Genomic DNA, 25,208 nt, shown 5'->3' with positions numbered 1-25,208 from the left:
GCCCCATTTGTCCGATGAACGCGAACGCCCCGTCGAACGGATCGGCGCAGCAAGCCGATCCCGCCATCACCCTCAGCATTTCCATCGTCGTCTACCGGCCCGACGCCGCGTTGCTCGCGCGCACCGTCGAAACGCTCGAAACCGCGCTCGCGCAACTGCACGATGTCGCCGGACGCCCGTGCCTGTATCTGATCGACAACGGCAATCCGGGCGAGCTCGCGCATCTGCCGGTGCCGTCCGATGCCGAATTCGACACCATCGTGCTCAAGGGACACGGCAATGTCGGCTACGGGCGCGGCCACAATCTCGCGATCGCGCGCGCAAACAGCCGCTTCCATCTGATCCTCAATCCCGACGTCGAACTCAACGCCGATGGCCTGCGCCGCGCGCTCGCCTTTCTGCACGGATCGCCGGAAACCGGCCTGCTCGCGCCGTGGATCGGCGGCGACGATGGCCGTCAGCAGTTCCTTTGCCGCCGCTATCCGACCGTGCTCGATCTGTTCGTGCGCGGCTTTCTGCCGTCCGTGCTGCGCAAGCCGTTCGCGGGGCGTCTCGCGCGCTACGAGATGCGCGATGTCATCGGCGAAAGCAATATCGTGTGGGATCCGCCGATCGTGAGCGGCTGCTTCATGCTCTTCAGAACGGATGTCCTCAAGTCGCTCGGCGGCTTCGATCCGCGCTATTTCCTCTATTTCGAGGACTACGACCTGAGCCTGCGTACGCGCCGCGTCGCGCGCATCGCGTATGTGCCGACGGTGCGCATCCTGCATCACGGCGGCGGCGCGGCGAAGAAGGGCTCGGTGCATATCAAGCTCTTCGTCACGTCGGCGTACCGGTTCTTCAACCGCTTCGGCTGGAAATGGCTATGAGCGAAACCGGGCGGCGCATCGCGATCACGGGCGCGAACGGCTTCGTCGGCCGCGCGGTGAGCCGTGCGCTGATCGTGCGCGGTATCGGCGCGACGGGGCTCGTGCGGCGCGGCGCGCAGTGTGAGGCGGGTGTCGATACGCGGTTCATCGACGGCCTCGAATCGATCGCGCCTGACGCCTTCGCGGGCTGCAGCGCGGCGATCCATCTCGCCGCGCGCGTGCACGTCATGGCCGATGCCGCTGCTCGATCGCAGGCGGTGCTGGAGGCGTATCGGGCGATCAACGTCGACGGCACGCTCGCCGCCGCCGAAGCCGCGCGGCGCGCGGGCGTCACGCGCTTCGTGCTGATGAGCAGCATCAAGGCGCTCGGCGAAAGCGATCCCGGCCGCCCATTCACCGAAGACGACGCGCGCCATCCGCCCGATGCCTACGGCGTGTCGAAAGCCGAAGCCGAAGTGAAGCTGCTCGAATTCGGCAGCCGCACGGGGCTCGAAATCGCGATCGTGCGCCCGCCGCTCGTCTACGGGCCGGGCGTGCGCGCCAATTTCCTCGCGATGATGCGTGCGATCGCGCGCGGCATTCCGCTGCCGCTCGGCGCCATCGATGCGCGCCGCAGTCTCGTTTCCGTCGACAATCTCGCAAGCGCGACGATCGAATGCGCGCTCAACCCCGGCGCCGTCGGGCGCGTGTTCCACGTCACCGACGGCGACGACCCGAGCGTCGCGGCACTCGCGCGCAAGCTCGGCGAGCATCTCGGCAAGCCCGCGCGCCTCGTGCCGGTGCCGGCCGGTCTTCTGCGCGGCGTCGCGCGGCTCGCGGGCAAGAGCGCACGGATCGACCGGCTGACCGGCAGTCTGCGCGTCGATTCGCGGCGCATCCGCGAGACGCTCGGCTGGCATGCGCCCCTGTCGCTCGACGAAGGTCTTGCCGCGACCGCCGCGTGGTTCCGTTCGACGCAGGCTCGATAAGCGGTTCGCGAACGCTAGAATACCGGCTGCTCCGACACCGGCAACGCGGATTTTCCGTTAATCGTCAGATATTTATAACCAGAACCGACGACCGATCGCGTATCCTTCGGGGTTTCCCCGAAAAAAAGAATTGCCAGGACGACAGGGCCTCGTTTCGACAACTCATAACAAGGCATGCTGCACTCGTATCTTGAAGCTTCGCCGCGTCTGGCCGCGATGTCGGCCGCGATATTGGCGTTCGCCGCGTGCGCGCTGATTCTCCGCACGCTCCTTCGCACCGGCCTCGCCTGGCGTCTCGCCACCGATATCCCCAACGAACGTTCGCTGCACGAGCGGCCTACGCCGCGCGTCGGCGGCTGGGGCATCGTGCCGGTCGCGGTCGTCGCACTCTTCGTCGCCGCACCGTCGATGTGGCTCGTCGCGGCATGCGCGGTGTTCCTCGCGGCCGTATCGCAGATCGACGACCGCCGCGGGCTGCCCGCGCGCGTGCGCTTCGCGGCGCACATGGTCGCGGTGGCGCTCGTCATCGTCGCGCATCCGGCGGACGTGCCGTGGTGGGCGCTCGCCGTCGTCGGTTTTCTGATGCTGTGGCTCGTCAATCTCTACAACTTCATGGACGGCTCGGACGGTCTCGCCGGCGGCATGGCGCTGTTCGGCTTCGGCGGCTACGCGCTCGCGGCGCTCGCCGGCCCCGCGCCGCAAGCCGATCTCGGCGTGGCGAGCGTGGCCATCGCGGGTGCGGCGGCGGGTTTCCTGACGCTCAACTTCTATCCGGCCCGGATTTTTCTGGGCGATGCCGGGTCTATTCCGTTGGGATTTCTCGCGGGCGCGCTCGGCTACTGGGGCTGGCAGCGTGGCGCGTGGCCTGTCTGGTTTCCGGCGATGGTGTTTTCGCCTTTCATCGCCGATGCAACGGTCACGCTGCTCAGACGCCTGTCGCGCGGTGAAAAATTTTGGCAGGCGCATCGGGAGCATTACTATCAGCGCATGGTGCGTCTCGGAATGGGGCACGCGCGCACCGCGCTCACGTGGTATCTGTTCATGCTGGTGGGCATAATGCTCGCGAATTGGGCGCTACGGTTTTCCTCGACGGGGCAGTGGGCAGCGGTTGCGGGCTGGACAGTCGTGGTTGTGGCAGCGGGCGCGGTGGTCGACGCGCATTGGCGTCGTCATGAGACGCGCCATTCCGAACAATCTTGAGGGTCCGTGCGGTGATGAATCGAATAAAAGCTACATGGCTATCGGCGGGCGCGTTCGCCTTCGATCTGGTAGCCGTCGTCGGGACCTGGCTCGTCGCCTATCTGCTGCGCTTCAACGGCGCGGTGCCGCATGACTTCCGCCAGGGCGCGCTGCACGCGCTGCTGTGGGTCGTGCCGGTGTATGCCGTCGTCTTCCGCGTGTTCGGCCTTTATCGCGGCATGTGGGTGTTCGCGAGCCTGCCGGACCTGATGCGCATCTCCAAGTCGATCGTCGTGGGCGCGCTCATCGTCATGGTGGGCGCGGTGATGTCACAGCCGACGCCGATCATCCCGCGCTCGGTGCTCATCGTCTCGCCGCTCTTGCTCTTTCTCGCGATGGGCGGCGCGCGCGCGCTCTATCGCGCGGGCAAGGAGTTCTATCTGTACGGCGGGCTCGTCGGGCAGGGCAAGCCCGTGATCGTGCTCGGCGCGGGCACGGCGGGCGCGATGCTCGCGCGCGAACTGTCGCGTTCGAGCGAGTGGCGTCTCGTCGGCCTGCTCGACGACGATCCCGCGAAACAGGGCCGCGAAGTGCTCGGGCACAAGGTGCTCGGCTCGTTCGGCGATCTGGCGCGCTTCGCGGAGCAACTGAAGACCGATTACGTGATCATCGCGATTCCGTCGGCGTCGGTCGAAGAGCAGCGGCGCGTCGCCACCTTGTGCGTGCGCGCCGGCGTCAAGGTGATGGTGCTGCCCGCGCTCACGCCGCTCACCGAAGGCGGCAACTTCCTGTCGCGCGTGCGGCAGATCGACCTGGAAGACCTGCTCGGCCGCGAACCGGTGAAGATCGACATGCCGCACGTCGAGCAATTGCTTCACGGCCGCGTGGTGATGGTGACGGGCGGCGGCGGCTCGATAGGCTCGGAGCTGTGCCGGCAGATCCTGCGCTTCTCGCCGGCGCAACTGGTCGCCTACGATCTCTCCGAATACGCGATGTATCGGCTCGTCGAGGAACTGCACGAGAAGTTTCCGGAATGCTCGGTGATTCCGGTCGTCGGCGACGCAAAAGATTCGCTCCTGCTCGATCAGACGATGGCGCGCTTCACGCCGCACATCGTCTTCCATGCGGCGGCCTACAAGCACGTGCCGCTGATGGAAGAGCAGAACGCGTGGCAGGCGGTGCGCAACAACGTGCTCGGCACGCTGCGTGTCGCGCGCGCGGCGATTCGCCACGACGTGCGCCACTTCGTGCTGATCTCCACCGACAAGGCTGTCAACCCGACCAACGTGATGGGCGCCTCCAAGCGTCTCGCGGAAATGGCGTGTCAGGCGCTGCAGCAGTCCGCGTCGCGCACGCAGTTCGAGACAGTGCGCTTCGGCAACGTTCTCGGCAGCGCGGGCAGCGTGATCCCGAAGTTCCAGCAGCAGATCGCCAAGGGCGGGCCGGTCACGGTCACGCATCCGGAAATCACGCGCTTCTTCATGACGATTCCCGAAGCCGCGCAGCTCGTGCTGCAGGCGTCGAGCATGGGGCGCGGCGGCGAAATCTTCATTCTCGACATGGGCCAGCCCGTGAGAATCGTCGATCTCGCGCGCGACCTGATCCGCCTCTACGGTTTCTCGGAGGAGCAGATTCGCATCGTGTTCACGGGCCTGCGTCCCGGCGAGAAGCTCTACGAAGAACTGCTCGCCGACGACGAAACCACCACGCGCACGCCGCATCCGAAGCTGCGTATCGCGCAGGCGCGTGGCGTGCCGGACGACTTCATCGACGAATTGCTGCCGTGGCTCATGCAGCATCGCGTGTTGTCGGATGAAGAAGTGCGCCGCGACCTGCGCCGCTGGGTGCCGGAATATCAGACAACGACGATGCCCGTCCTGCAGAGCGTCGCGGGCGTGCAAGCCGCGCAGCGGGGCGCGGCGGGCTGACACGCGCGGGTCACGCATGACGACGCTCGCCGATGTCCATGCGCTGACCCATGCGGGCTCGTTGCTGTCGCCGCAGGGCGAGATCGTCGCGCCTTACGATCTCGAAGCCGCGGATGCCGATGCCTCCGGTTACGCCGCCTTGCCCGCCGCGATCCTGAACGCGAACCGCGCGCCCTTCGAAATCGACTACGCGCGCGCGGACCGCGTGCATCTCGTCAACGCGTTCGGCGTCACGCTCGGCGATTCGGTCATTGGGCTGTCGGCGCTCTTCGCCTTGAAGCGGCTCTATCCGCATCTGCGGATCACGATTTATCGGCCGATGCGCGCGCCGCGCTACGTGCAGCGGCTCTATGAACTCGCCGCGCCGTGGGCGGGCGATCCGGTCCCGCTGCCCGTGCCGCTCGCGAGCGTGCCTGCCGATGAACCCGCGATCGACATCGGAAATCAGCTTTTCTGGCCGCGCTTCGCTTCGATGCCAATGATCGATTTCTTCCTCTGGGCGATGGGCGTCGCGCCCGACCGCATCGCGGTCGGCGACAGACGAAACGGCTGGCTCGCCGACGTGCCGCTGAAAGCCACCGCCAACGTGCCATACACGCTCTTTTGTCCGGACGCGAGCACGCCCGTGCGCAGCATTCCGGCGTCGATGCGCGCGTGCATCGTCGCGCGACTCGCCGATGAAACCGGCTTGCCGGTGATGGGTTTCGGCGCGGTCGATCATCCGCGCTACCGCAACATCGCGCCGCTTTGCCTCGACACCGACGATTTTCTCGCGTGGATCGGACACGCGCGCTATCTCGTCACGGCGGACACGGCGGCGCTGCACGTCGCGGCGGGCTTCGACATTCCGACGACCGCGTTCTTCACGACGATTCCCGCGTCCCTGCGCGCGCGCGATTACCCGAACTGCGTCGCGGTCGAATTCGCGTTGCCGCACTTGCGCGGCATTCACGCGAGCGCGCGTCCCGCCGATCTCGCCGCGCTCGAACGCGCGTATCGCGGCTACGACTGGCGCGCGATGCCCTTCGCGAGCGGCATGGCGTGGGCGCCCGACGGGCTCAGCTTCCCGGGTTCACCTGAAACGACGGCAGCCTTGCATATAACTGCGCGACCCAGTCGATGAACACGCGCACGCGGCGCGGCTGATGCCGGTTGGCCGCATACAGCACCGACACCACGCGCGGATACGACGGATATTCGCGCAGCACTTCCCGAAGCGCGCCGCTCTTGAGCAAGGGATCGAGCGTGTAGCTGGAGCCTTGAATCAGCCCGAGTCCGTTGACGCCCGCCGCGATATACGAGTCGCCGTCGTTTACGGCGATCTTGTGCTTCATCGCGACGCTGCGCGTTTCGCCATCGACGACGAATTCCCAGTTGCGCACGCGGCCCGAGTTGTTGAGCACGTAGCCGACGGCGAGATGCCGGTCCAGTTCGTCGAGCGACGTTGGCTCGCCGTGTTTGTCGATATAGCCCGGCGACGCGCACGTGATCTGCGTATAAGCGCCGATGCGTTTGGCGACCAGCCCGACATCGCCGACCGCGCCCACGCGCACCACGCAATCGACCGCTTCCTCGACGAGATCGACCTGCCGATCGGTCAGCAGCAGTTCCACGCCGATGTCCGGATACGCCGCGAAGAATTCCGGCAGCGCGGGGATGATCGTGTTCTTCGCCATCACCTGCGGCAGGCTCACCTTCACGTTGCCCTTCGGACTCAGCTTCGAATGCGATAGCGACGCTTCCATGTCGTCCACTTCGCCGAGCACGCGCACGCAGCGCTCGTAATAGGCTTCGCCATCCTCGGTGATGCTGATGCTGCGCGTCGTGCGATTGATGAGGCGCGCGCCCAGATGCGCCTCGAGCGCCTGGAGCGTGCGCGAGACGCTCGCGGGCGGCAGGCGCAGGGCGTCGGCGGCTTTGGAGAAACTGCCCGCCTCAACGACCCGCGCGAAGACTTTCATTGCAAGGAAGCGGTCCATGCTCGGGTTCCGGAAACGTGATCGCGCGCCCTCACGGATGCGCGCGAGAAGAGCCTGCGATCATACTTGGGTTCGTCAGCCCATGCGTCGCGGCCGAGCTGCCGCGAAGCTCAGAGCCCGAGTCCCTGACAGAGCCACCACGAGTAGTGTTCGATCATCCGTTGAAACGGCGCGTGATGGCCGTAGGCGATCGACGAAACGGCGAGCAGCCCGCATCCCGCGACGAGCGCGCGCGGCATCTTGCGCGGCTCCTCGAAGACGCGCGACAGAAAGAGCGCGGCGATGACCGCGCCGAGCACCCAGCCCGCGACGACTTCGGCGGGCGTGTGCGCGTCCGTCAGAATGCGGCTCGCGCCGATCGCCGCCGCGAGCGCGAGCCCGCCCACGGCGCCCAGCCGATGCCAGCCGCGCCCGATGCCGCCCGACAGCAGGCCGCCCGCAACGGTATAGATGGATGCGGCGAGCATCGTGTGGCCGCTTATCATGCGCAGCCGGATCGCGGTGAGTTCGACGCCGCAGCCGGCATACAGGATCTTCGACAGTCCGACGAGCGCGATGCCGATCGCGAGCAGCACGGCCCAGCGCAATGCAAGGCGGATGTCGACGGTGCGCAGCCACAGCGCGCAGACGAGCGCGAGCGGAAGCAGAAAGGCGGCGTCGCCGAGATTCGATAGCGTCCCGAGTAACCTTGATTCCATTCGTATTCGTTCCAGGCAAACTCATGGGCCGACCGGAGCGGCCTACGAACTGTCGCCCTGTCGTCGGCGGCCTGCCATGCGGTATTCGGTCGGCGAGATCGAAAGCCGCTTGCGGAAGATTTTCGCGAGGCCGTCACCGCTGCCCGCGCCGCAGCGGCGCGCGATCTTGTCGACCGGAAGATCGGTGGCGGCGAGCAGCATGCAGCTCGCATCGAGCCGCGCGCGCAACAGATATTCCGAGGGCGTCAGCCCGATCTGCGCCTTGAAGCGCCGCAGGAAATTGCGCTCGCTCATCGCGGCGACGCGCGCCGCATCGGCGATCGAGATCGGGCGCACATAGTTCTCGCGCAGCCAGCGCGCGGCGGCTTCGATCTTCTGGCGCACGCCACCGGCTTCGGTGTCGTCGAGCACGGTCGCGAGCTTTTGCCACGCGCCGGGAATCGAGCGCTCCGATACTTCGCGCGCGAGCGCCGCGCCATGATCGCGCTTGATGATCGACAGCGCCGCCGCGATCGGCCCTTTCGGATCGTCGAGCGAAAGCGTCTGCTCGGCGATGAAAAGCGGATTCGATAACTTGGAAGGCAGCGTGCCGCTGTCGGACTCGCCGCCGAAATCGAGCGAGCGGTTGCGCACGCTCAGGCTCGCCGCCGCGAGCACGAGCGCGCCTTCGCCAATCGCCTTGATGAACGGAATCTTCGGCGCCACGCGACCGAGCCGCTTTCTCAGCGCGGCATCGTTGCGCGCATGCCGCGCGCCCGCGCCGCCTGCGATGAAGAGCGCGTCGCACTCGTTCATCCAGCGCGTGTCGAGACTTTCGGTCCAGATGCGCATCGAGCAACTGCTCGCGACGCTGCCGCCTTCGCTCGACAGGAACAGCAGCGAGTAGTTCGGCGCTTCGCCGCGGCCGCCGGCGTCGGCGGGCACGCGCACCTGATTGGCGACCGCGAAGACCTCGGAGATCGAACTGACTTCGACGAGCGAGAAGTCCTCGAAGATCAGAATGCCGATCCGCTTCGCCGCGCTGGCCATGTCGGCGGACGGCGCGTCGGGCGCGAGGGCGCGCACGACCTGAAGCCTGCCCGTACCATCGGCGTACACCATCGACTTCTCCCTGTGCGAACAGCAAGCGGCGCGCGCGCGCGTCTGCCCGGTCCGGACCATGAAGGAACGCAAGTAGCGGGAAAGTGAGCTTACATGGCTCGCACTATACGCGGCGGCCGGCGCTCGCCGCGCCCCGAGTCCGAAATTGACGAACTGTTGGCAGATGATCTCGATACCCGCCGTCTGCGCGCCGCGTAAGCGCGGATCAGCGGAAATAGGCCTTCGTGTTTTCGTGCACGTCGTCGCGCGCGATGAGCTCGTCGGCCAGCAGCCACCGATAGTCGCTGTGCTGATCGAAGCGGCCGATCGGCGCCTGGCCGTTCAGCGTCATCGCGTAGGCGAGCACGATGTAATGCGTGCCGATGCCATCGGCGCCGGCGAAGTTGTCGTCGTAGAGATGCTCGTAGACGCCGAAGAAACGCGCGGCCGAACGAAGCGCGCTCGCGACGCCGAGCTCGTCGTTGACGATGCGCCGGTACGCGGCATCGAGCGATTCATCTTTCCTGATGCGCCCGCCCGGCACGAACCATGTGCCTTGCGCCGGCCGGTTGCGCCGATGGCCGACGAGGATGCGCCGCTTGCCGTCGGTCACGATCAGATCGATCGCCGCGAGCGGCGCGAGCCGCACCACCGTCAGAAAATCCGCGTTGCTCAGCATCGTTGCTCCATGTTTGACTGACATCGCAGGAATGCGTCAAGCGCAAACGATGACGCCTGCGCTCGCGCATGACCGTGCGCACGCACACCCGTCGACGCGCTTCGTCCGAAAGAAGCGAAGTACGCCACTGCTGCGATTCTCACGGCTGAAACAAGCAAGCCTGACGGACGCGCGCGTCATGCACGCGATGCCGTCGGCAAAGTTGACCGGTTTCCCAGGGCGGCTTGCGAGATACTTCCGCGCGTTGCGAATTGCGAACGGGCAGCCGGATTCGTGTGCATTGAACCGAAGATTACAAAGCCTGGATTCGACCATTCAACAAATCGTGACGAAGCGTGCGCTGCCGCAAAATGACTAGCCGATGGCGGCAGCGGACAGTCCCGGTTCCCCGCGCGCACGCGGCTTCGCTGCCGCCCCGCCTGCGTTGCAGCGCAGCATTCCAACTCATATGAAAATACCCGATCATCCTGTCGGATCAAAATAAAAGTCTGTATTTAATAATCGCCCGAATCACCGGTTCCCGCTTAATAGAAAATCACCATTGATTAGGTGACGTTCTAATAGAGCCTTTAAATTCGCATCCAAAGTTTTGATTACAACTGGTTCCCAAATGTAACGGCGAAACCAAAATTTTCCGATTGTGGCGGTACGGACGTGCGTTTCGACGGGAAGCGATGTTTCAATAATGAATCATTCTCGCCACTCCGCCATGCGTTCGAAGGCGCTCGCTCAGCCGCGCAGGGCCGCGTTCCGGGCGTTGGCGCGTGCGCGTCTGTCCGATCCGGCGGCATCCGGATCACATTCCGCTAATCGACTGCGGGAAAGTTTGTATGACAAATCCTGCTTTGTAATTCAGGCCGTGAAAGCAGCCTTTTCGGAATTGGGGAGGGAATTCAATGTGCGCTCACCCTCACATCGGAACAGTTTTTGTGGTTTAAGCGCGAAAATCTAGAGCACAAAAAAGATTGTCTGCTTATTATTCAAGCCAGCGGATCAATTCCGCCAACACTTCGTTCCAATCGGTCACGGCAACCCGGCGCAGTTCGGGAAAGTCCATTGATGCGCCGCAATGGCCGAACAACTCTTCCGCGCCTTACAGGAAACAAAGCTGCAGAGGATGACCATGCCTTACGCCACTCTAGAGCCCGCTGTCATGGGCTGGACGCCCCCCGCGACGAAAGCCTCGCAGACCGAGGTGCGCCAGATCGCGATCCTGCTGTTCGACGGCTTTTCCCTGCTGGGCGCGGGGATCGTCGCGGAGGTCTTCCACATGGCGAACGAGCTGGCGTCGGCCAAATCGCGGCCGGACTGCAGCTACGACGTGCGCTTTCTGTCGGTCGAGGGCGGCAACGTGGCGTGCTCGTCGTCGGTGCGGGTGTGGACGGACGGTCTGGATGCGCGCCACTACGGCGGCTTCGACGCGCTCTTCGTCGCGGGCGGCCGGGGCGCGGAGGCGGCGGCGCGGGACGACCGCATCATTGAATGGCTGCGCCGCGTGCAGACGAAGACGACGGTCGTGCGCGCGATTTCCGAAGGCCGTAAGGTGCTCGACGCCGCCGGCATCGGCCAGGCGCAGGACGCGCAGGCGCGCTACGGCAACGCAATGCAACTCGTGCGCGAAGAACAGCAGGGCGATGCAGGCGACCGCTACGAGTCGATGAAGGGCGCGCTTCTGATCGTCAAGCGCGATCTGGGCATCGACGTGTCGCGCAGCGTCGCGGAACGCCTGATGCCGGGATCGGCCGCGAAGCTGGTGTCGATTCTCGGCGACAGCGGCGCGGCGTCGGCGGGCGACAAGATCCGCGCGGCGGCGCGCTGGCTGCAGGACAACTGCGAACGGCCGATTTCGGTCGTCGATGCGGCGCAGGTGGCCGCGATGAGCGAGCGCAACTTTTTGCGCCGCTTCAAGATCGAGATGGGCATCACGCCATCCGATTATCTGCTGCAGGCGCGCCTTGCCGTGACCTGTGCGCTTCTGACGGATTCGGAACTGCCGGTCGACAAGATCGCGCGCAGAAGCGGCATGGGCAACGGCGACCGGCTCGCGAAGATTTTCCGCAAGCGCCTTCTGATCTCCCCGACGGAGTACCGGATGCAGAGCAGACGCGAGGCGAACGGCTGACCCGCGCGCCAATGTGACGTGGGCCGCTCAGCTACCGACTATGGCGTAAAACGTCGGACCTTTGGCCGGACCCGATCGGTCCGGCACTTAATCATTTCCCGGACGGTATGACCGTTCGCATGAACAGGCAGGAGAGTCCTCGATGACGAATGAAGCACGCACGGAGAGTGGATTGGAGCAGGGAGCAGCAGGCGTCGAGGCAGGTCCGCTCGGGCTGGCCGGGCCGTGCCGCCGCATCGTTCCCGTGATCCTCGCCGGCGGCTCGGGCACGCGCCTGTGGCCGATGTCGCGTGAACAGTTTCCGAAGCAGTTGATCGGCGTCGTCGGGCGTGACTCGCTGTTGCAGGCCACGGTGTCGCGGCTGAAGGACTTCGCGGGCGACTTCAAGGTAGACGGCGAGCCGATCATCGTGTGCGGCGAGGAACATCGATTCACGACGGAAGAGCAGACGCGCGAAAGCGGCGTCGCTGCGCGCATCATCGTCGAGCCGGCGCGGCGCGACACGGCGCCTGCGCTCACGCTCGCGGCGCTCGCCGCGATGAAGAACGGCGAGGACGCGATCATGGTCGCGATGCCCGCCGATCACTCCATCGCCGATATCCCCGCGCTGCATCGCGCGATCGCGATCGCCGCGGAGCATGCGTCGCGCGGCGTGATCGCAACGCTCGGCATTCCGCCGACGCGCCCCGACACCGGCTTCGGCTACATCCGTCTCGGCACGGCGCTCGATGACGGCGCGCACGAGATCGACCGCTTCGTCGAAAAGCCGGCGGCGGAGCTCGCGGCGCAATACGTCGCGGCGGGCACGTACTGGTGGAACAGCGGCATCTTCGTCGTGCGTGCGAGCGTGTGGCTCGCGGCGCTGAAGCAACTCAACGCCGACATGTTCGCGGCGTGCTCGGCGGCGGCGCAGGAAGGCGAGGACGACGGCAAGTTCTTCCGTCCGCAGGCAGCACAGTTCGGCCGCGCGCCGTCCGATTCGATCGACTACGCGGTGATGGAACACATCGGCACGCCGACGAAACCGTGCGACGGCGTGGTCGTGCCGCTCGTCGCGGGCTGGTCGGATCTCGGCTCGTGGGACGCCGTGTGGGACGCGATGGACAAGGACGAGTCCGGCAACGTCGCGAGCGGCCGCGTCGTGTTCGAAGGCGCGACATCGAGCTATGCGCGCTCCGAAGGCGGGCGGCTCGTCGCGTGTGTCGGCACGACCAACGTGATCGTCGTCGAAACGGACGACGCCGTGCTGGTCGCGGACCGTTCGCGCGTGCAGGACATCAAGGGGCTGGTTGCGCGCATCCGCGAGCAGCATGCGCCGGAAGCGGATACGCATCGCAAGGTGCGCCGTCCGTGGGGTTTCTACGATTCGATCGAGCACGGCGAGCGCTTCCAGGTGAAACGCATCGTGGTGTCGCCGGGCTCGAAGCTGTCGCTGCAGATGCATCACCATCGCGCGGAACACTGGATCGTCGTGTGCGGCACGGCGCTCGTCACGCGCGGCGAAGAGCAGTTCCTTCTGAGCGAAAACGAATCGACGTTCATTCCGCTCGGCGTGCGGCATCGCCTGGAGAATCCGGGCAAGGTGCCGCTCGAGATCATCGAAGTGCAGTCGGGCAGCTATCTCGGCGAAGACGACATCGTGCGCTTCGACGACACCTACGGGCGCAGTTGAGCGCGAAGGACGATGGCGTCCAGAAGTTAGGCAGCAGACTTTCTTGCAACGGCTTTCACTCTAAAAAAAGACGGGTTAGCGCGAGGAGGAGACCGAAGAGGGCGGTAAAGGGCTGATTGCGTTCCGGGGATAAAAACATGCGCGATTTACAGGGATTGCTCGCGCGCCTGTTCGACGTCGTGATGATCGTCGGCGGTGCGGCAGTGGCGTCGCAAATCAGGTTCGAGTACATCGAGGCACACACCTATTCGGTGGCGTTCGTCGCATTCGCGGCGGCGTTCTCGCTTGCGCTTTTTCCCGGCTTCGGCGTCTACCAGTCGTGGCGCGGCCGCAGCAAGCTCCAGCTTGCGTGTCAGGTCTCGCTCGGCTGGCTCGTCGTGCAGGGCTGCGCGCTCGCGCTGATGTTCTCGCTGCATCGGCTCGACTACGTGTCGCGCCTCTGGTTCGCCTACTGGACCGCGATGTCCGGCGGCCTCATGATCGCCGGCCGGCTCATCACGCACGCGATCCTCGCGCACATGCGCCACGCGGGCCTGAATCTGCAGCAGGTGGCGATCGTCGGGTGCGGCAGACATTGCGATTCGATTCTGCGCAAGATCGAGCGCTCGCAGGACACGGGCTTTCGCATATGCGCGGCGTTCAACGCGGCGGCGGGCAAGTCGCGTCTGAATACGCGCGTGCCCGTCTATGACGACTTTGATGCCTTCGTCGAGTTCGTGCGCAAACAGAACGTGCATGAGGTATGGCTCGCGCTGCCGCTGTCGGAGGAGCCGACGATCCTGCGCTTCGTGAACGAATTCCGCGACGATCTCATCAACGTGCGCTTCATTCCCGATGTGCGCAGCCTCGCACTCTTCGAAAGCGGCGTGACCGATCTGCTCGGCCAGCCCGCGATCGATCTCGTCGCGTCGCCGCTGTCGGCATCGGCGCAGATGCAGAAGGAAATCTTCGATCGCTTGTTCGCGCTCGGCGCGATCATCGCCGTGTCGCCGGCGCTCATCTGCATCGCGATTGCGATCAAGCTCACGTCACGCGGGCCGGTGCTGTTCCGGCAAAACCGCAAGGGCGCGGACGGCCGCGTCTTCACCATCTACAAGTTCCGTTCGATGCGCATGCACACGGAACAGGCCGGAGTGCTTCGCCAGGCCACGCGCAACGATCCGCGCGTGACCCGTGTCGGAGCGTTCCTGCGCCGCACCAGCCTCGATGAGCTGCCGCAGTTCTTCAACGTTCTGCGCGGCGACATGTCGGTCGTGGGCCCGCGTCCACACGCTCTCGAACATGACGACCTGTATCAGAAGGTCGTATCGGGGTACATCCATCGTTACCGGATCAAGCCAGGCATCACCGGCTGGGCCCAGGTCAACGGTTTTCGTGGGGAAACTGATCGGATCGAAAAGATGGAAGGACGCGTCGCTCACGATTTGTACTACCTGGGTAACTGGTCGTTCGGACTCGATATGAGAATCATCGCCGCAACGATCTTCAAGGGACTACGCCACACCAACGCTTACTGATGCAGGGGACGACCATTATGCACAACCAACAACAACCGGGCACCACCTCCATGGCCGCCAACACCAACGTGTCGCGTATCTTCCGCCTCACGAGCCTGGCTGCGGCAGCTTCCATCGCCGTGATCCTGACGGGTTGCGGGCTCTCGCCGGGCATGCACATGGAGAAGCCGGCGCAACTCGTCGAGACGTCGAACGACCAGGGCGATCCGGCTACCACCACCAACATTCCGATCACGCCGATCGACGCTGCGCTCGTGAAGAAGATGCGCATGGCGCAGCCCGCCGTCACGGGCGATCCGAACGCCTCGCTCTACGGCAAGCCCGCGCCTTACAAGCTGGGCGTCGGCGACGTGCTGCAGATCACCGTGTGGGACCACCCCGAACTCGTCGCGGCGCTCGGCCAGCCGGCGAATCAGACGCGCACGTCCGATGCCGCGCCGGGCTTCGTCGTCGATGCCGACGGCAATCTGCAATTCCCGTACGTGAACAAGTCGCTGCACGTCGCGGGCAAGACGGAGACGCAGGTGCAACGCGAGCTGTACGCCGAGCTTTCGAAAGTCTTCGTGAAGCCGCAGGTGACGGTGCGCGTCGCGTCGTTCCGTGCGTCGCAGGTGTATATCGACGGCGACGTGCGCACGCCGGGCGCGCAGCAGATCAACGACATTCCGATGACGCTCACCGAAGCGATCGGCCGCGCGGGCGGCTTCGCGACGACGGCGGACCAGAGCCGCGTCACGCTGATCCGCGACGGCGTCACGTATCACATCAACATGGCGGGCATGACGTCGAAGGGCCGCAGCCCGTCGGACATCATGCTCAAGCCGGGCGATGCGCTGCGTGTCGATTCGCGCGACGAGAACGGCGTCTACGTGATGGGCGAAGTGACCAAGCCGGCCACCGTGATCCCGATGCGCAACGGCAAGCTCACGCTGTCGGACGCCATCTCGCAGGCAGGCAGCTTCAACCCGGAAACGTCGAATCCGCGCGAACTGTACGTGATCCGCAACGGCGCGACGGACCAGCCGGAGGTCTACAAGCTCGACGCGATTTCGCCGGTGGCAATGCTGCTCGCGAACAACTTCGAGCTGCAGCCGCATGACGTCGTCTACGTCGACAACAACGGGCTCGTGCGCTTCTCGCGCGTGCTCAACCTGCTCCTGCCGGCGATCAACGCTGGTTTGACGGCGGCCGTGTTGACGAAGTAAGCGTTTCAAAGCAAGCGTCTGACCGGCGCGCGCGGGGCGCGCCGGAGCATCACTGTTCGACTTAATAAAATAAGTAAGCGAGCGAGATCATGTCGATGAACTTTGATACGCGATACGTGGACGTATCGACGGGCGACGAGTTGCGCCTATCCGATTATCTGGCCGCGGTGATGCGCGACTGGAAGCTCGTCACCATCGTCATGCTCGCCGTGATCGCGTGCGGCGCGACTTACGCGTATCTCGCGACGCCGGTCTACAAGGCCGACGCGATGATCCAGGTCGACGAACCCGCCAGCATCAACAACGCGAATAACACCAGCAACGCCAGCAACGCGAACGCCGGCATCAGGGCGCTGCAGGCCGCCGTTCCGCAACTCGCCGAAGCGAAGACGCCGACTGCCGCGCAGATCGAACTGCTGCGCTCGCGCCTCGTCATCGAAGATACGGTGCGGCGTCTCAATCTCGACATCGACGCGACACCGCATGCGCTTCCCGTCGTCGGCAAGCTCGCCGGCGATGTGTTCGCGATGCTGAAAAGGCCTGTGCCGCAAGGCTATCTTTCGCGTTTCGCATGGGGCGGCGAAGCGATCGGCGTGCCGCTCTTCGACACGCCGAAGGAACTCTACGACCGCAAGTTCACGCTCGTCGCGGGCGAACGCGGCGCATACGAGCTGCGCGATCCGAACGGCCTGATCGTGCTCACGGGACACGTCGGGGAGAAAGTATCGGGCGCGACGCCGCAAGGTCTCGTGACGCTCAAGGTCGACACGCTGACGGCCACGCCCGGCGTGCAGTTCGACTTGCAGCGCTTCTCGACGATCACGACCATCGATCGTCTGCAGAAGCGTCTCACCGTTGCGGAGACCGCAGTGCAGTCGGGCATCATCGGCGTATCTCTGGAAGGTAGTAATCCGAAGCAAATCGCCGCGATCGTCAACAACATCGCGAATCGTTATGTGGAGCAGGACACGCAGAAGCGCTCGGCCGAAGCGGAGCACACGCTCGCGTTTCTCGAGCAGCAACTGCCGCTCGTGAAGAAGCAGCTCGACGAAGCCGAACAGCGCCTGAGCGCGTTTCGCAACAAGCAAGGATCGGTCGATCTCTCCGAGGAAAGCCGCCTGCTCCTTCAGCAGATCGTCGACAACAAGACGAAGCTCGCCGACCTTCAGCAGCAACGCACGGAACTGTCGCTGCGCTTCACGGCCAATCATCCTTCGATTCAGGCGCTCGATGCGCAGATCGCCGGACTCACGGCCGCGCAGACGCGCCTCGGCAAGAACGTGTCGACACTGCCCGATACCGAGCAGACCGCGCTGCGCTACACGCGCGACGTGCGCTCGAACAGCGAGCTCTACGCGAACCTGCTCAATAGCGCGCAGCAACTGCGCATCGCGAAGGCGGGGCAAGTGGGCAACGTGCGTATCGTCGATCTCGCGCAGGCCGCCGACGATCCCATCCGTCCGCGCCGCACGCTCGTGATCCTGATCTCGGCGGCCATCGGCTTCGTGCTCGGCATCATCGCGGCGTTCGTGCGCAAGTCGCTGTGGGGCGGCGTCGAGCGTCCGGAAGACATCGAACGGCAACTGGGCACGCGCGTCTTCGCGATCGTGCCGCGCAGCACGCAACAGCTTCGTCTGCAACGTCAGGTCGGCATGCGTCGCGAAGGACTGCACGTGCTCGCCGCGCAGGCGCCGGAAGATGCGGCTGTCGAAGGCATTCGCAGTCTGCGCACGTCGTTGCAACTGCAACTGGGCGAAGCGCGCAACAACGTCGTGATGCTGACCGGCTCGCGGCCCGAAGCGGGCAAGTCGTTTCTGTCGGCGAATCTCGCGACGCTCGTCGCGTCGACGCGCAAGCGCGTGCTGCTGATCGATGGCGACATGCGCCGCGGCGACATCCACTCGCACTTCGGCGTGCGCCATACGCCCGGTCTCTCCGACGTGCTCATGGGCGCCGACCCGATGGACGTGATCATTCCCGATGTGCTGCCCGGCGTCGATCTGATTCCGAAAGGCTCGCTGCCTTCCCATCCCGCCGAGTTGCTCGCGAGCGACCGGCTCGGGGAGATCCTGGGCGAACTGAAGCAGCGTTACGATCTCGTCGTGATCGATACGCCGCCCGTGCTCGCCGTCACCGATGCAACCGTGATCGGCAGGCACGCGGGCACGAGCCTGCTCGTCGTGCGGCACGGCAAGAATCAGGTGCAGGAAATCGGCGAGACGATGAAGCGCCTGTATCACGGCGGCGTGCACATGAAGGGCGTGCTGCTTACTGACGTGCCGCAATCGAAGGTGCTGATGGGCAGCACCTACGCGGGCTACTACGCCTACGAGAGCATCGCTGAGTAAGTCGCCCGCTCAGTACGGCGACGTGTAGATGCCGCGCGGGCGTGTGGCATTCGACGCTGGAATCTTCAAGCCCGCGGGCGCCGGATAGAGCGTCGCGGCCGCGCTTTGCGGCATCATCATCGCTTTGGCGTCGGCTTTGCGGGCGCTCGGGCGCAAGGGCGCGCTTGCCTTCGGCTTGCCGGAATGAGCGGGCGATGCATCGGCTGTCGATGCATCGTCGATATCGCCCGCATGCGCGAACGATGGCGCGAGAGCGATGAGGGTCAACGTCAGAAGCGTCGTGCGCAGCATGTGTGTTCTCCGGATCGCGCGATACAGCGGGGTTTTTGAGTCTTGCAAGCGGGCGTCGTTATAATCGCCGTCCGACCTGGTTTTTTGGCTTTCCGCCCGTGAAAAAGCTCATTGCTCTCGCACTCGCTTCGCTCGTCCTCACCGCTTGTTCGTCCGCGGAGAAGGAGCAGCAGAAGGAGCGCACATACCTGCTTTCGCAGGATTCGCTCGATTCCGCGCAACGCAACGCGACGGTCGCATGCCGCGACGCCGCGCAATGCGATGCGGCCTGGAAGCTCACGAAGACCTACGTCGAGCAGAATTCGAAGGAACGCCTGACCCGCGCCGACGACGCCGCGATCGAAACCGAAATACCGTCGGGTTCCGGCAAGGCCGTGTTCTCCGCAACGCGCATCGCCAACGGCAGCGGCGGCGCGACGATCTCGCTTTTCGCGCAATGCAAGGGCATGTACGGAGACGAGCGCGCACGCGGCTCGGACTTCGACGACTGCGCAACCAAAATCATCTCTGTGCAAAACGGCTTCGCGTCTTATCTGCGCTCGCGCTTGCCAGCGCAGTGAACACGTAGCAGGCGATTCACGCCTGGCGCGTCGGCAGCGAACCTGACGCGCGCGGCGGATTCACCGGAACGATGTCCGCAAGCGGCGCCCCATAGAACGGACTTGCCGCGTGCGGTTTGCGTCCGGCCGCTGCGGCGGCGCGCGCGTGAATCATATGAGCGATGCGCGCATACGATGCGACGACGATACCCAGCGCGACACCGAACACGATGCCCGCGAAGCGCTCGCCGAGCGGATTGCCGCCGATCGACGCCACCGGCAGCGCGGCGAGGACGAAGAGCGCGCGGCCGAGCGCGGGCAGCCACGGCGCATCGGACGCGCCGAAACGCCACGCGCGATACGCCATCGAGCCGCGCCAGAGCGCCCACAGCATCGCGATCGGCAGCGCAATGCCAAACAGCAGCCCGCCCGCGAAGAACTGATAGACCCAGAAGTCGTGGCCGGCCGTCCATCGCCTGAACGCGTAGAAATCCCTTTCGCCGATATCCCCGGCCAGCTCCGGCAGATACGACGGCGCGAAGCCGTATTCGTGGCCGTAGCCCATGCCGACGATCGTCGATAGCGGCGAAGACGTCGCCTGATCGACCTGATCCTGCAGTTGCGCGAGACGCGCGATCGCGACCGGATCGCGCGCGGGCTGCGCCTGTCTCACGAGCGACATGCGCTGCATCCATTGCTCCGCGATGTTCGGAAAGAACGTGACCGTCGCGGTGGCGAGCGCGCCGAGCAGCGCGACGATCGCGGCGGCGCGCAGGCCCGCGTTGAAGAACGGCTTGATGGAAGGCGCGGCGAGCCACGTCGCGTAGACGATCAGGAGCACGGTGCCCGCGAGCAGGCTCGGCATGCCGAACAGAATTTCGATCACGAGCGTCGCGAGAAAGAGCAGCGCCGCGAACATCGGAAAACGCCGCGCGAAGATGAACTCGTGCAGCAGCAAGCCTTGCAGACAGAGGAACGCGCTCGGGGCGAGTTGAATGCCGAGTTTCGCATCGGTCAATGCGAGTTCGAAGCCGGCGCCGAAGACGAGCGATGCGATCACCGAAATCATCATCGCGCGCTCGATCTGCGCGAGACGCGGCGCATCCCACGGACGGCAGCCAACGAAATAGCCGAGCAGCATCAGCAGGAACGGCAGGATGACGCGCGCGTAATTGCCGGCGTCGTTGCCTTGCAGCCATTGCGTGGCGACGCTGCCGAAGATCGTCAACAGAAAGAGCGACGTGACGAAGGAGCGCATGCGCGAGCGGCGCGCGAAACGCGGCGCGATGAGCAGCATCGCGCACGCGGCGCCCATTGCGGTGACAGTGAGCAGCATGTCGATGGCGCGGCTGGCCGTCTCCACGCCTTTGAAGTCGAACGCGAGCGGAAGCAGGCAGAGCCAGATCCAGACGACGGCGAACTTGTTGCGCATGACAGCCCCGGGAAACCCACTATTTTTGCGACGACTATATCAGCGGCTTTTTTGGCGCGCGCTTGCAACGGCGTTCGCGGACTAGCCTTCGGCGCGAAACGACGGATGCTCATGTGCGCCGCGCCACGCATCGTGCGGCGTACTCGCGCGGATGCGTTGCGATGTCTGCAAAGCACGGCATTCTGGCGGATCGCCCCGGATTTATCGAACGAAGATTCAATGGCCGGAAGGGACATGTTCCGGTCTTGAGACCACTCGATATGCGCGATGCGCGTAAGCGTGCCGGTACGAGGTAACCCGCAGGACGGGGAAAGCAGGCCCACGAGGACGCGCGGTTCCGGCCGCGCGAGCCATTCGACGACAATCGGCCCTCGCAGAAGGGTGATGGCATGGGCTTGTTCGGCGCGACACGCATGCAAGGCTCCGATCGATCGATACGATTCGATTTCATCCGGGGACTCGCGATCATCGCCGGTAAGCGTGGCGCGTTTCGAGGGCTGTGCGGGCGAGTTTGGCTATCATGGGCGCGCGCCATCGGCGCGCATCGGTGCCTTTACTCTGGAGACTCCCATGTCCGACACGCTCAGCATCTCCACACCCGACGGCAACTTCGACGCCTACGTCGCCTATCCGGAACAATCCGCGGCGCAATCGCCCGCGCCGGCGGTCGTCGTGATCCAGGAGATTTTCGGCATCAACGCCGACATGCGCGAAACCTGCGACGAATACGCGCGCCAGGGCTACGTCGCGCTGTGCCCCGATCTCTTCTGGCGGCTCGAACCGAACGTCGAACTTACCGACAAGACCGAAGCCGAATGGCAGCAGGCGATGAAGTACTACACCGCTTTCGACGTGAACACGGGCGTCGAGGACATTGCGGCGACCATCGGTTTCGCGCGCGGGCTCCCGCAGGTGAAGGGCAAGATCGGCTCGGTCGGCTTCTGTCTCGGCGGCCTGCTGTCATTCCTGACGGCGGCGCGCACGGATGTCGACGCAGCGGTGTCGTATTACGGCGGCGGCACCGATCAATACCTCGGCGAACTGCCGAAGATCAAGGTGCCGCTCATGCTGCATCTCGCGGAAGAAGACGAATTCATCGACGCCGCTGCGCGCAATCGCGTGCTCGCGGCGGCGCAAGGTCACGCGAATGTCGAGACGTTCACGTATCCCGGCTGTCATCACGCGTTTGCGCGCAATCAGGGCGTGCATTACGATGCGGCGGCCGCGCAGCTCGCCAACGGACGCACTGCCGAATTCTTCAGAAAGCATCTGAAATAAGGCCGCAAAATGAAAGACGCCGCCCGGCGATCGGGCGGCGTTCGCTCATTTCTTTACGGTATGCGGCCGGCGAAACACGAGCCAGCGCGGCGACTTGAATCGCACGATGCTCATGTAGAGCCACACATACGTCGCCGCGAACACGACGACGAAGCAGAACAGATGCAGGGTGTGCCGCCAGAATAACGTCGCCGGAATCACGGCGATGAGGCACAGCAGCCACAGATACGGCGACGTGAGCGAGTTGCGCCGCGTCAGTTCATGTGCGTTCTTCACGCCGACGGCCCAACGCATCAGACGCTTGTAGACGAGCATGTGCAGATGCACGCCGTCCGGAATGCCCGGCGAAATGCCGCGAACGAATTTCTTCCGATAGATCGAAAAGCACGTCTCGAAGATCGGATACATGAAGAGCAGCACTGGATACCACGCGGAGACATCGCGGTTGCGCATCACGAGCATGATCGACAGTTCTCCGAGCATGAAGCCGACGAAGTACGCGCCGCCATCGCCGAGAAAGATCAGCCCGGCGGGGAAGTTCCAGATGAAGAAGCCCATCACCGCGCCCATCATGATGAGCGAGCCGGAGAGCACGACCGGATCGTGGACCTGGAACGCGACGTAGGCGAGCGAGGCGAACATCATGAAGCTGACCATCGACGCGAGGCCGTTGAAGCCGTCGATGATATTCACCGCGTTGGCGAGCGCCGCGACGGCGAGCACCGTCACCGCGCACGAGATGACCGCGTAGGACAGCAGGAAATCGAGCGGCGGCACGCTGATGCGCGTGACCGCGATATTCAGGAACGCGTAGGCGAGACCCGCGGCGGCCATCGTGCAGACGAGACGCGCGAGCGGCGAGACGCGCTTGGTCAGGTCTTCGATCAGCCCGGAGAGAAACGCGGGCAGCCCGCACGCGACGATGCCGAGAATGCCGCCCGATACGGCCGGATAGCCCCATCGCAACTGTACGGCCGATGCCGTCAATCCGCAGACGATGCCCACGCCGCCGATGCGCGGAACGGGCCGCGCGTGGAACTTTTGCACGCCGGCGAGATCTGTGTCGCCGAGCACGCCTTCCTGCAGGTGTGCGAAGCGCACGATGAACAAGGTCACGAAGAGCGAGACCAGAAAAGCAAGCGCGAAACTGAGCATGAACTAGAACCGGTGAAAAAACGGCGCCGCGCCTGAAGCGCGGCGCCTCGACGCCTTTACGCGAACCCTCGCGGATTGTGCGACTGCCAGCGCCAGTGATCCGCGCACATGCGTTCGATGCCGTGTTCCGCGCGCCAGCCGATCAGTTCCGCCGCGGCGGCCGGGTCGGCGTAGCAGGCGGCGACATCGCCCGGGCGGCGCGGCACGAGCTCGTACGGCACGGGCTTGCCCGAGGCCGCCTCGAACGCCTTCACGACATCGAGCACGCTATAGCCGCGCCCGGTGCCGAGATTGACAACGAAGCTGCGGTCGAGCTTCTGAAGCGCGTCGATGGCCGCGATATGCCCGCGCGCCAGGTCGACGACGTGAATGTAATCGCGCACGCCGGTGCCGTCGTGCGTATCGTAATCGCTGCCGAAAACGCGCAGTTGCGCGAGTTTGCCGACCGCCACCTGCGCGACATACGGCATCAGATTGTTGGGCACGCCCGCCGGGTCTTCGCCGATCAGCCCGCTTTCGTGCGCGCCGACCGGATTGAAATAGCGCAGCGTCGCGATGCGCCACGACGGATCGGACGTTTCGAGATCGCGCAGGATCTGTTCGGCGATGAGCTTGCTCTGGCCGTAGGGATTCGTCGCGGAGAGCGGAAACGATTCGTCGATCGGCACGCTTTCCGGCACGCCGTACACCGTCGCGGACGAGCTGAACACGAAGTTGCGCACGTTGCGCGCTTTCATCACCTTGAGCACCGCGAGCAGGCTGCCGATGTTGTTCTCGTAATATTCGATGGGCTTCGCGACCGATTCGCCCACGGCCTTCAGCGCCGCGAAGTGAATGGCGCCGGTGATCTCGTGCGCGTCGAAAATGCGGTTGAGCGCGGCTTCGTCGCGCGCATCGGCTTCGTAGAACGTGACGCTCTTGCCCGTGATGCGCTCCACGCGCTTCAGCGATTCGGCGCGGCTGTTGACGAGATTGTCGATGACCGCGACGCCGTAGCCCGCGTCGAGCAGTTCGACGCACGTGTGCGAGCCGATGAAACCCGCGCCGCCCGTCACGAGAATCGTGCCCTTCGTCGGCTGATTGCCATTCATCTTGTGCTCTCCCGATTGCTTGAAATCAAAGTGAAATGCCGGTAATGGCATGTATTGTGCCCTTGTAGCGTTCGACGACATTCTTTTCGTCGAATTCGCTTTCGACCTTTTCGCGGCCGCGCCGCGCCATGACCGCGCGTTCGCCGGCGGAAAGCGTCAGCATGCGTTCGAGCGCAGCGGTCAGGCTGTCCGCGCTTTTGACTTCGCAGAGCAGGCCGTTCACGCCGTCCTCGACCACTTCGCGGCAGCCGGGCACATCGGTGGCGACGATCGGGCGGCCCATCGCCGACGCTTCCATGAGCGTGCGCGGCACGCCTTCGCGATACGACGGCAGCACGACGCAATCCGCCGCGGCGACGAGCGGCCGCACGTCGTTCGCTTCGCCCAGATATTCGACGATATCTTCCGCTTCCCACTTCTGCACATCCGTGCGGCTGATCGCGCTGGGATTGTCGACGCCGACCGGCCCGAGCAATTGGAAACGCGCGTGCGGAAACTTCGCGCGGATGCGCCGCGCGGCTTCGACATATTCCGCCACGCCTTTATCCCACAGGAGCCGCCCGATCAGGATGAACACGAAGTCCGCGCGCGCGGGCAGCGGCTGGAATGCGAATTCGTCGAGATCGACGCCTTCGCCGTGCAGGCGCCGCGCGCGATCTGGATGCGCGAGCAGATTCTCGTGCAGGAAGGCTTCGTGATCGTCGCGATTGAGGAACCACACTTCGCGCGGAAATCGGAACGCGAAACGGTATAGCCGCTTCGCGACCTGCGCCGTGCGGCTCTTCTGGATGAAGACGTAGCCGAGACCGGTCGTCACCGCGATCGACGGCACGCGCGCGAGCATCGCGGCAAGCGAACCGTAGATGTTCGGCTTGATCGTGTAATGAAACACGATATGCGGCCGCGTCGCACGATATTCGCGATACAGCGCGGCGAGCGTCTTCAGATCCTGCCGCGGGTCCGTGCCTTTCGATGCGACGGGCAACTCGACGCAGCGGCAGCCCATCTCCGTGAGCGGCTCGAAGGTGCGGTCGCGCGGCGCGATGATCGTCACTTGCGCGCCGCGCGCGGTCAGCATGCGCAGCACGCCTTGCCGGTAGGTGTAGATAGCCCACGCCGTGTTGCACACGAGGGCGATGCGGAGCTTCGACTTTTCTTTCATCCGGAAATCAAGGGAT

The 25,208-nt window shown here is 64.8% G+C and carries 21 protein-coding genes; 12 read left to right on the top strand and 9 right to left on the bottom strand.

All coding sequences use genetic code 11. The annotated features are described in order from the left end of the window. Window positions 1-14: 14 nt before the first annotated feature. The 5 genes from AWB77_RS15000 (at window position 15) to AWB77_RS14980 (ending at window position 6,067) form a co-directional block, all read left to right on the top strand. Window positions 15-869: a glycosyltransferase family 2 protein gene (locus AWB77_RS15000; protein WP_061135240.1), complete on the top strand. Its 855-nt coding sequence runs from the start codon at window positions 15-17 to the stop codon at window positions 867-869. After that, window positions 866-1,837, top strand: coding sequence for an NAD-dependent epimerase/dehydratase family protein (locus AWB77_RS14995; protein WP_061135239.1), 972 nt, complete (start codon window positions 866-868; stop codon window positions 1,835-1,837). The genes AWB77_RS15000 and AWB77_RS14995 overlap by 4 nt, the downstream gene beginning before the upstream one ends. A 174-nt stretch (window positions 1,838-2,011) precedes the next feature. Then, window positions 2,012-3,037 (top strand): MraY family glycosyltransferase, encoded by a 1,026-nt coding sequence (locus tag AWB77_RS14990; protein ID WP_061135238.1) that lies wholly within the window; start codon window positions 2,012-2,014, stop codon window positions 3,035-3,037. Between the two features lie 14 nt (window positions 3,038-3,051). Next, window positions 3,052-4,944, top strand: coding sequence for a polysaccharide biosynthesis protein (locus tag AWB77_RS14985; protein WP_061135237.1), 1,893 nt, complete (start codon window positions 3,052-3,054; stop codon window positions 4,942-4,944). Between the two features lie 16 nt (window positions 4,945-4,960). Further along, a complete protein-coding gene (locus AWB77_RS14980) occupies window positions 4,961-6,067 on the top strand; it encodes a glycosyltransferase family 9 protein (RefSeq protein ID WP_061135236.1) in 1,107 nt (368 codons plus the stop codon). On the opposite strand, the gene AWB77_RS14975 is transcribed toward AWB77_RS14980, so the two are convergent. The 4 genes from AWB77_RS14975 to AWB77_RS14960 form a co-directional block, all read right to left on the bottom strand. Next, window positions 6,003-6,923, bottom strand: a complete 921-nt coding sequence (locus AWB77_RS14975; RefSeq protein WP_061135235.1) for a LysR family transcriptional regulator — start codon at window positions 6,921-6,923, stop codon at window positions 6,003-6,005. The two genes, AWB77_RS14980 and AWB77_RS14975, sit on opposite strands and share 65 nt — an antisense overlap. A 110-nt stretch (window positions 6,924-7,033) precedes the next feature. Continuing rightward, complete coding sequence (locus AWB77_RS14970; protein ID WP_061135234.1) at window positions 7,034-7,621, bottom strand: phosphatase PAP2 family protein; 588 nt, start codon at window positions 7,619-7,621, stop codon at window positions 7,034-7,036. 42 nt (window positions 7,622-7,663) lie between these two features. Next, window positions 7,664-8,722 (bottom strand): GlxA family transcriptional regulator, encoded by a 1,059-nt coding sequence (locus AWB77_RS14965; RefSeq protein WP_061135233.1) that lies wholly within the window; start codon window positions 8,720-8,722, stop codon window positions 7,664-7,666. 205 nt (window positions 8,723-8,927) lie between these two features. Continuing rightward, on the bottom strand, window positions 8,928-9,380 hold the full coding sequence (locus tag AWB77_RS14960) for a GDP-mannose mannosyl hydrolase (protein WP_061135232.1): 453 nt from the start codon (window positions 9,378-9,380) through the stop codon (window positions 8,928-8,930). A gap of 1,123 nt (window positions 9,381-10,503) precedes the next feature. Here AWB77_RS14960 and AWB77_RS14950 point away from each other — a divergent pair. The 5 genes from AWB77_RS14950 (at window position 10,504) to AWB77_RS14930 (ending at window position 18,244) form a co-directional block, all read left to right on the top strand. After that, on the top strand, window positions 10,504-11,502 hold the full coding sequence (locus AWB77_RS14950; RefSeq protein ID WP_061135461.1) for a GlxA family transcriptional regulator: 999 nt from the start codon (window positions 10,504-10,506) through the stop codon (window positions 11,500-11,502). 142 nt (window positions 11,503-11,644) lie between these two features. Beyond that, window positions 11,645-13,174, top strand: coding sequence for a mannose-1-phosphate guanylyltransferase/mannose-6-phosphate isomerase (locus AWB77_RS14945; protein ID WP_096031138.1), 1,530 nt, complete (start codon window positions 11,645-11,647; stop codon window positions 13,172-13,174). Window positions 13,175-13,311: 137 nt separating this feature from the next. After that, window positions 13,312-14,691: an undecaprenyl-phosphate glucose phosphotransferase gene (locus AWB77_RS14940; RefSeq protein WP_061135230.1), complete on the top strand. Its 1,380-nt coding sequence runs from the start codon at window positions 13,312-13,314 to the stop codon at window positions 14,689-14,691. A 50-nt stretch (window positions 14,692-14,741) separates the two neighbouring features. After that, window positions 14,742-15,896 (top strand): polysaccharide biosynthesis/export family protein, encoded by a 1,155-nt coding sequence (locus AWB77_RS14935; protein ID WP_061135229.1) that lies wholly within the window; start codon window positions 14,742-14,744, stop codon window positions 15,894-15,896. An 89-nt stretch (window positions 15,897-15,985) separates the two neighbouring features. After that, window positions 15,986-18,244, top strand: coding sequence for a polysaccharide biosynthesis tyrosine autokinase (locus tag AWB77_RS14930; RefSeq protein WP_061135228.1), 2,259 nt, complete (start codon window positions 15,986-15,988; stop codon window positions 18,242-18,244). A 9-nt stretch (window positions 18,245-18,253) separates the two neighbouring features. On the opposite strand, the gene AWB77_RS14925 is transcribed toward AWB77_RS14930, so the two are convergent. Further along, window positions 18,254-18,535: a hypothetical protein gene (locus tag AWB77_RS14925; protein WP_244158553.1), complete on the bottom strand. Its 282-nt coding sequence runs from the start codon at window positions 18,533-18,535 to the stop codon at window positions 18,254-18,256. Window positions 18,536-18,633: 98 nt separating this feature from the next. Between AWB77_RS14925 and AWB77_RS14920 the strand changes: the two genes are divergently transcribed. Continuing rightward, on the top strand, window positions 18,634-19,095 hold the full coding sequence (locus tag AWB77_RS14920; RefSeq protein WP_061135227.1) for a hypothetical protein: 462 nt from the start codon (window positions 18,634-18,636) through the stop codon (window positions 19,093-19,095). Between the two features lie 16 nt (window positions 19,096-19,111). On the opposite strand, the gene AWB77_RS14915 is transcribed toward AWB77_RS14920, so the two are convergent. Further along, window positions 19,112-20,506 carry a hypothetical protein gene (locus AWB77_RS14915; RefSeq protein ID WP_061135226.1) on the bottom strand — a complete coding sequence of 465 codons (1,395 nt, stop codon included), beginning with the start codon at window positions 20,504-20,506 and terminating at the stop codon, window positions 19,112-19,114. 570 nt (window positions 20,507-21,076) lie between these two features. Here AWB77_RS14915 and AWB77_RS14910 point away from each other — a divergent pair. Continuing rightward, the gene (locus tag AWB77_RS14910) at window positions 21,077-21,784 is read left to right on the top strand and encodes a dienelactone hydrolase family protein (protein ID WP_061135225.1); all 708 of its coding nucleotides are present in this window, start codon (window positions 21,077-21,079) and stop codon (window positions 21,782-21,784) included. Between the two features lie 45 nt (window positions 21,785-21,829). Here the strand turns inward: AWB77_RS14910 and AWB77_RS14905 are convergent, their stop codons facing one another. From AWB77_RS14905 to AWB77_RS14895, 3 genes are read right to left on the bottom strand one after another with little or no spacing between them, the layout of a single operon-like run. Then, window positions 21,830-22,939 (bottom strand): MraY family glycosyltransferase, encoded by a 1,110-nt coding sequence (locus AWB77_RS14905; protein ID WP_061135224.1) that lies wholly within the window; start codon window positions 22,937-22,939, stop codon window positions 21,830-21,832. Between the two features lie 56 nt (window positions 22,940-22,995). Beyond that, complete coding sequence (gene galE, locus AWB77_RS14900) at window positions 22,996-24,030, bottom strand: UDP-glucose 4-epimerase GalE (RefSeq protein ID WP_061135223.1); 1,035 nt, start codon at window positions 24,028-24,030, stop codon at window positions 22,996-22,998. A 25-nt stretch (window positions 24,031-24,055) separates the two neighbouring features. Then, complete coding sequence (locus AWB77_RS14895; protein ID WP_061135222.1) at window positions 24,056-25,192, bottom strand: glycosyltransferase family 4 protein; 1,137 nt, start codon at window positions 25,190-25,192, stop codon at window positions 24,056-24,058. Window positions 25,193-25,208: the final 16 nt, after the last annotated feature.

Source organism: Caballeronia fortuita (assembly GCF_001544835.2).
Taxonomy (GTDB): Bacteria; Pseudomonadota; Gammaproteobacteria; order Burkholderiales; family Burkholderiaceae; genus Caballeronia; species Caballeronia fortuita.
The sequence above is the reverse complement of the archived record's forward strand: the minus strand, read 5'-3'. Positions and strand labels throughout refer to the sequence as shown.

Coding starts and splice junctions, on each gene's coding strand:
- AWB77_RS15000 (WP_061135240.1), top strand. CDS start 15: ATGAACGCGAACGCCCCGTCGAACGGATCGGCGCAGCAAGCCGATCCC.
- AWB77_RS14995 (WP_061135239.1), top strand. CDS start 866: ATGAGCGAAACCGGGCGGCGCATCGCGATCACGGGCGCGAACGGCTTC.
- AWB77_RS14990 (WP_061135238.1), top strand. CDS start 2,012: ATGCTGCACTCGTATCTTGAAGCTTCGCCGCGTCTGGCCGCGATGTCG.
- AWB77_RS14985 (WP_061135237.1), top strand. CDS start 3,052: ATGAATCGAATAAAAGCTACATGGCTATCGGCGGGCGCGTTCGCCTTC.
- AWB77_RS14980 (WP_061135236.1), top strand. CDS start 4,961: ATGACGACGCTCGCCGATGTCCATGCGCTGACCCATGCGGGCTCGTTG.
- AWB77_RS14975 (WP_061135235.1), bottom strand. CDS start 6,923: ATGGACCGCTTCCTTGCAATGAAAGTCTTCGCGCGGGTCGTTGAGGCG.
- AWB77_RS14970 (WP_061135234.1), bottom strand. CDS start 7,621: ATGGAATCAAGGTTACTCGGGACGCTATCGAATCTCGGCGACGCCGCC.
- AWB77_RS14965 (WP_061135233.1), bottom strand. CDS start 8,722: ATGGTGTACGCCGATGGTACGGGCAGGCTTCAGGTCGTGCGCGCCCTC.
- AWB77_RS14960 (WP_061135232.1), bottom strand. CDS start 9,380: ATGCTGAGCAACGCGGATTTTCTGACGGTGGTGCGGCTCGCGCCGCTC.
- AWB77_RS14950 (WP_061135461.1), top strand. CDS start 10,504: ATGCCTTACGCCACTCTAGAGCCCGCTGTCATGGGCTGGACGCCCCCC.
- AWB77_RS14945 (WP_096031138.1), top strand. CDS start 11,645: ATGACGAATGAAGCACGCACGGAGAGTGGATTGGAGCAGGGAGCAGCA.
- AWB77_RS14940 (WP_061135230.1), top strand. CDS start 13,312: ATGCGCGATTTACAGGGATTGCTCGCGCGCCTGTTCGACGTCGTGATG.
- AWB77_RS14935 (WP_061135229.1), top strand. CDS start 14,742: ATGGCCGCCAACACCAACGTGTCGCGTATCTTCCGCCTCACGAGCCTG.
- AWB77_RS14930 (WP_061135228.1), top strand. CDS start 15,986: ATGTCGATGAACTTTGATACGCGATACGTGGACGTATCGACGGGCGAC.
- AWB77_RS14925 (WP_244158553.1), bottom strand. CDS start 18,535: ATGCTGCGCACGACGCTTCTGACGTTGACCCTCATCGCTCTCGCGCCA.
- AWB77_RS14915 (WP_061135226.1), bottom strand. CDS start 20,506: ATGCGCAACAAGTTCGCCGTCGTCTGGATCTGGCTCTGCCTGCTTCCG.
- AWB77_RS14910 (WP_061135225.1), top strand. CDS start 21,077: ATGTCCGACACGCTCAGCATCTCCACACCCGACGGCAACTTCGACGCC.
- AWB77_RS14905 (WP_061135224.1), bottom strand. CDS start 22,939: ATGCTCAGTTTCGCGCTTGCTTTTCTGGTCTCGCTCTTCGTGACCTTG.
- galE (WP_061135223.1), bottom strand. CDS start 24,030: ATGAATGGCAATCAGCCGACGAAGGGCACGATTCTCGTGACGGGCGGC.
- AWB77_RS14895 (WP_061135222.1), bottom strand. CDS start 25,192: ATGAAAGAAAAGTCGAAGCTCCGCATCGCCCTCGTGTGCAACACGGCG.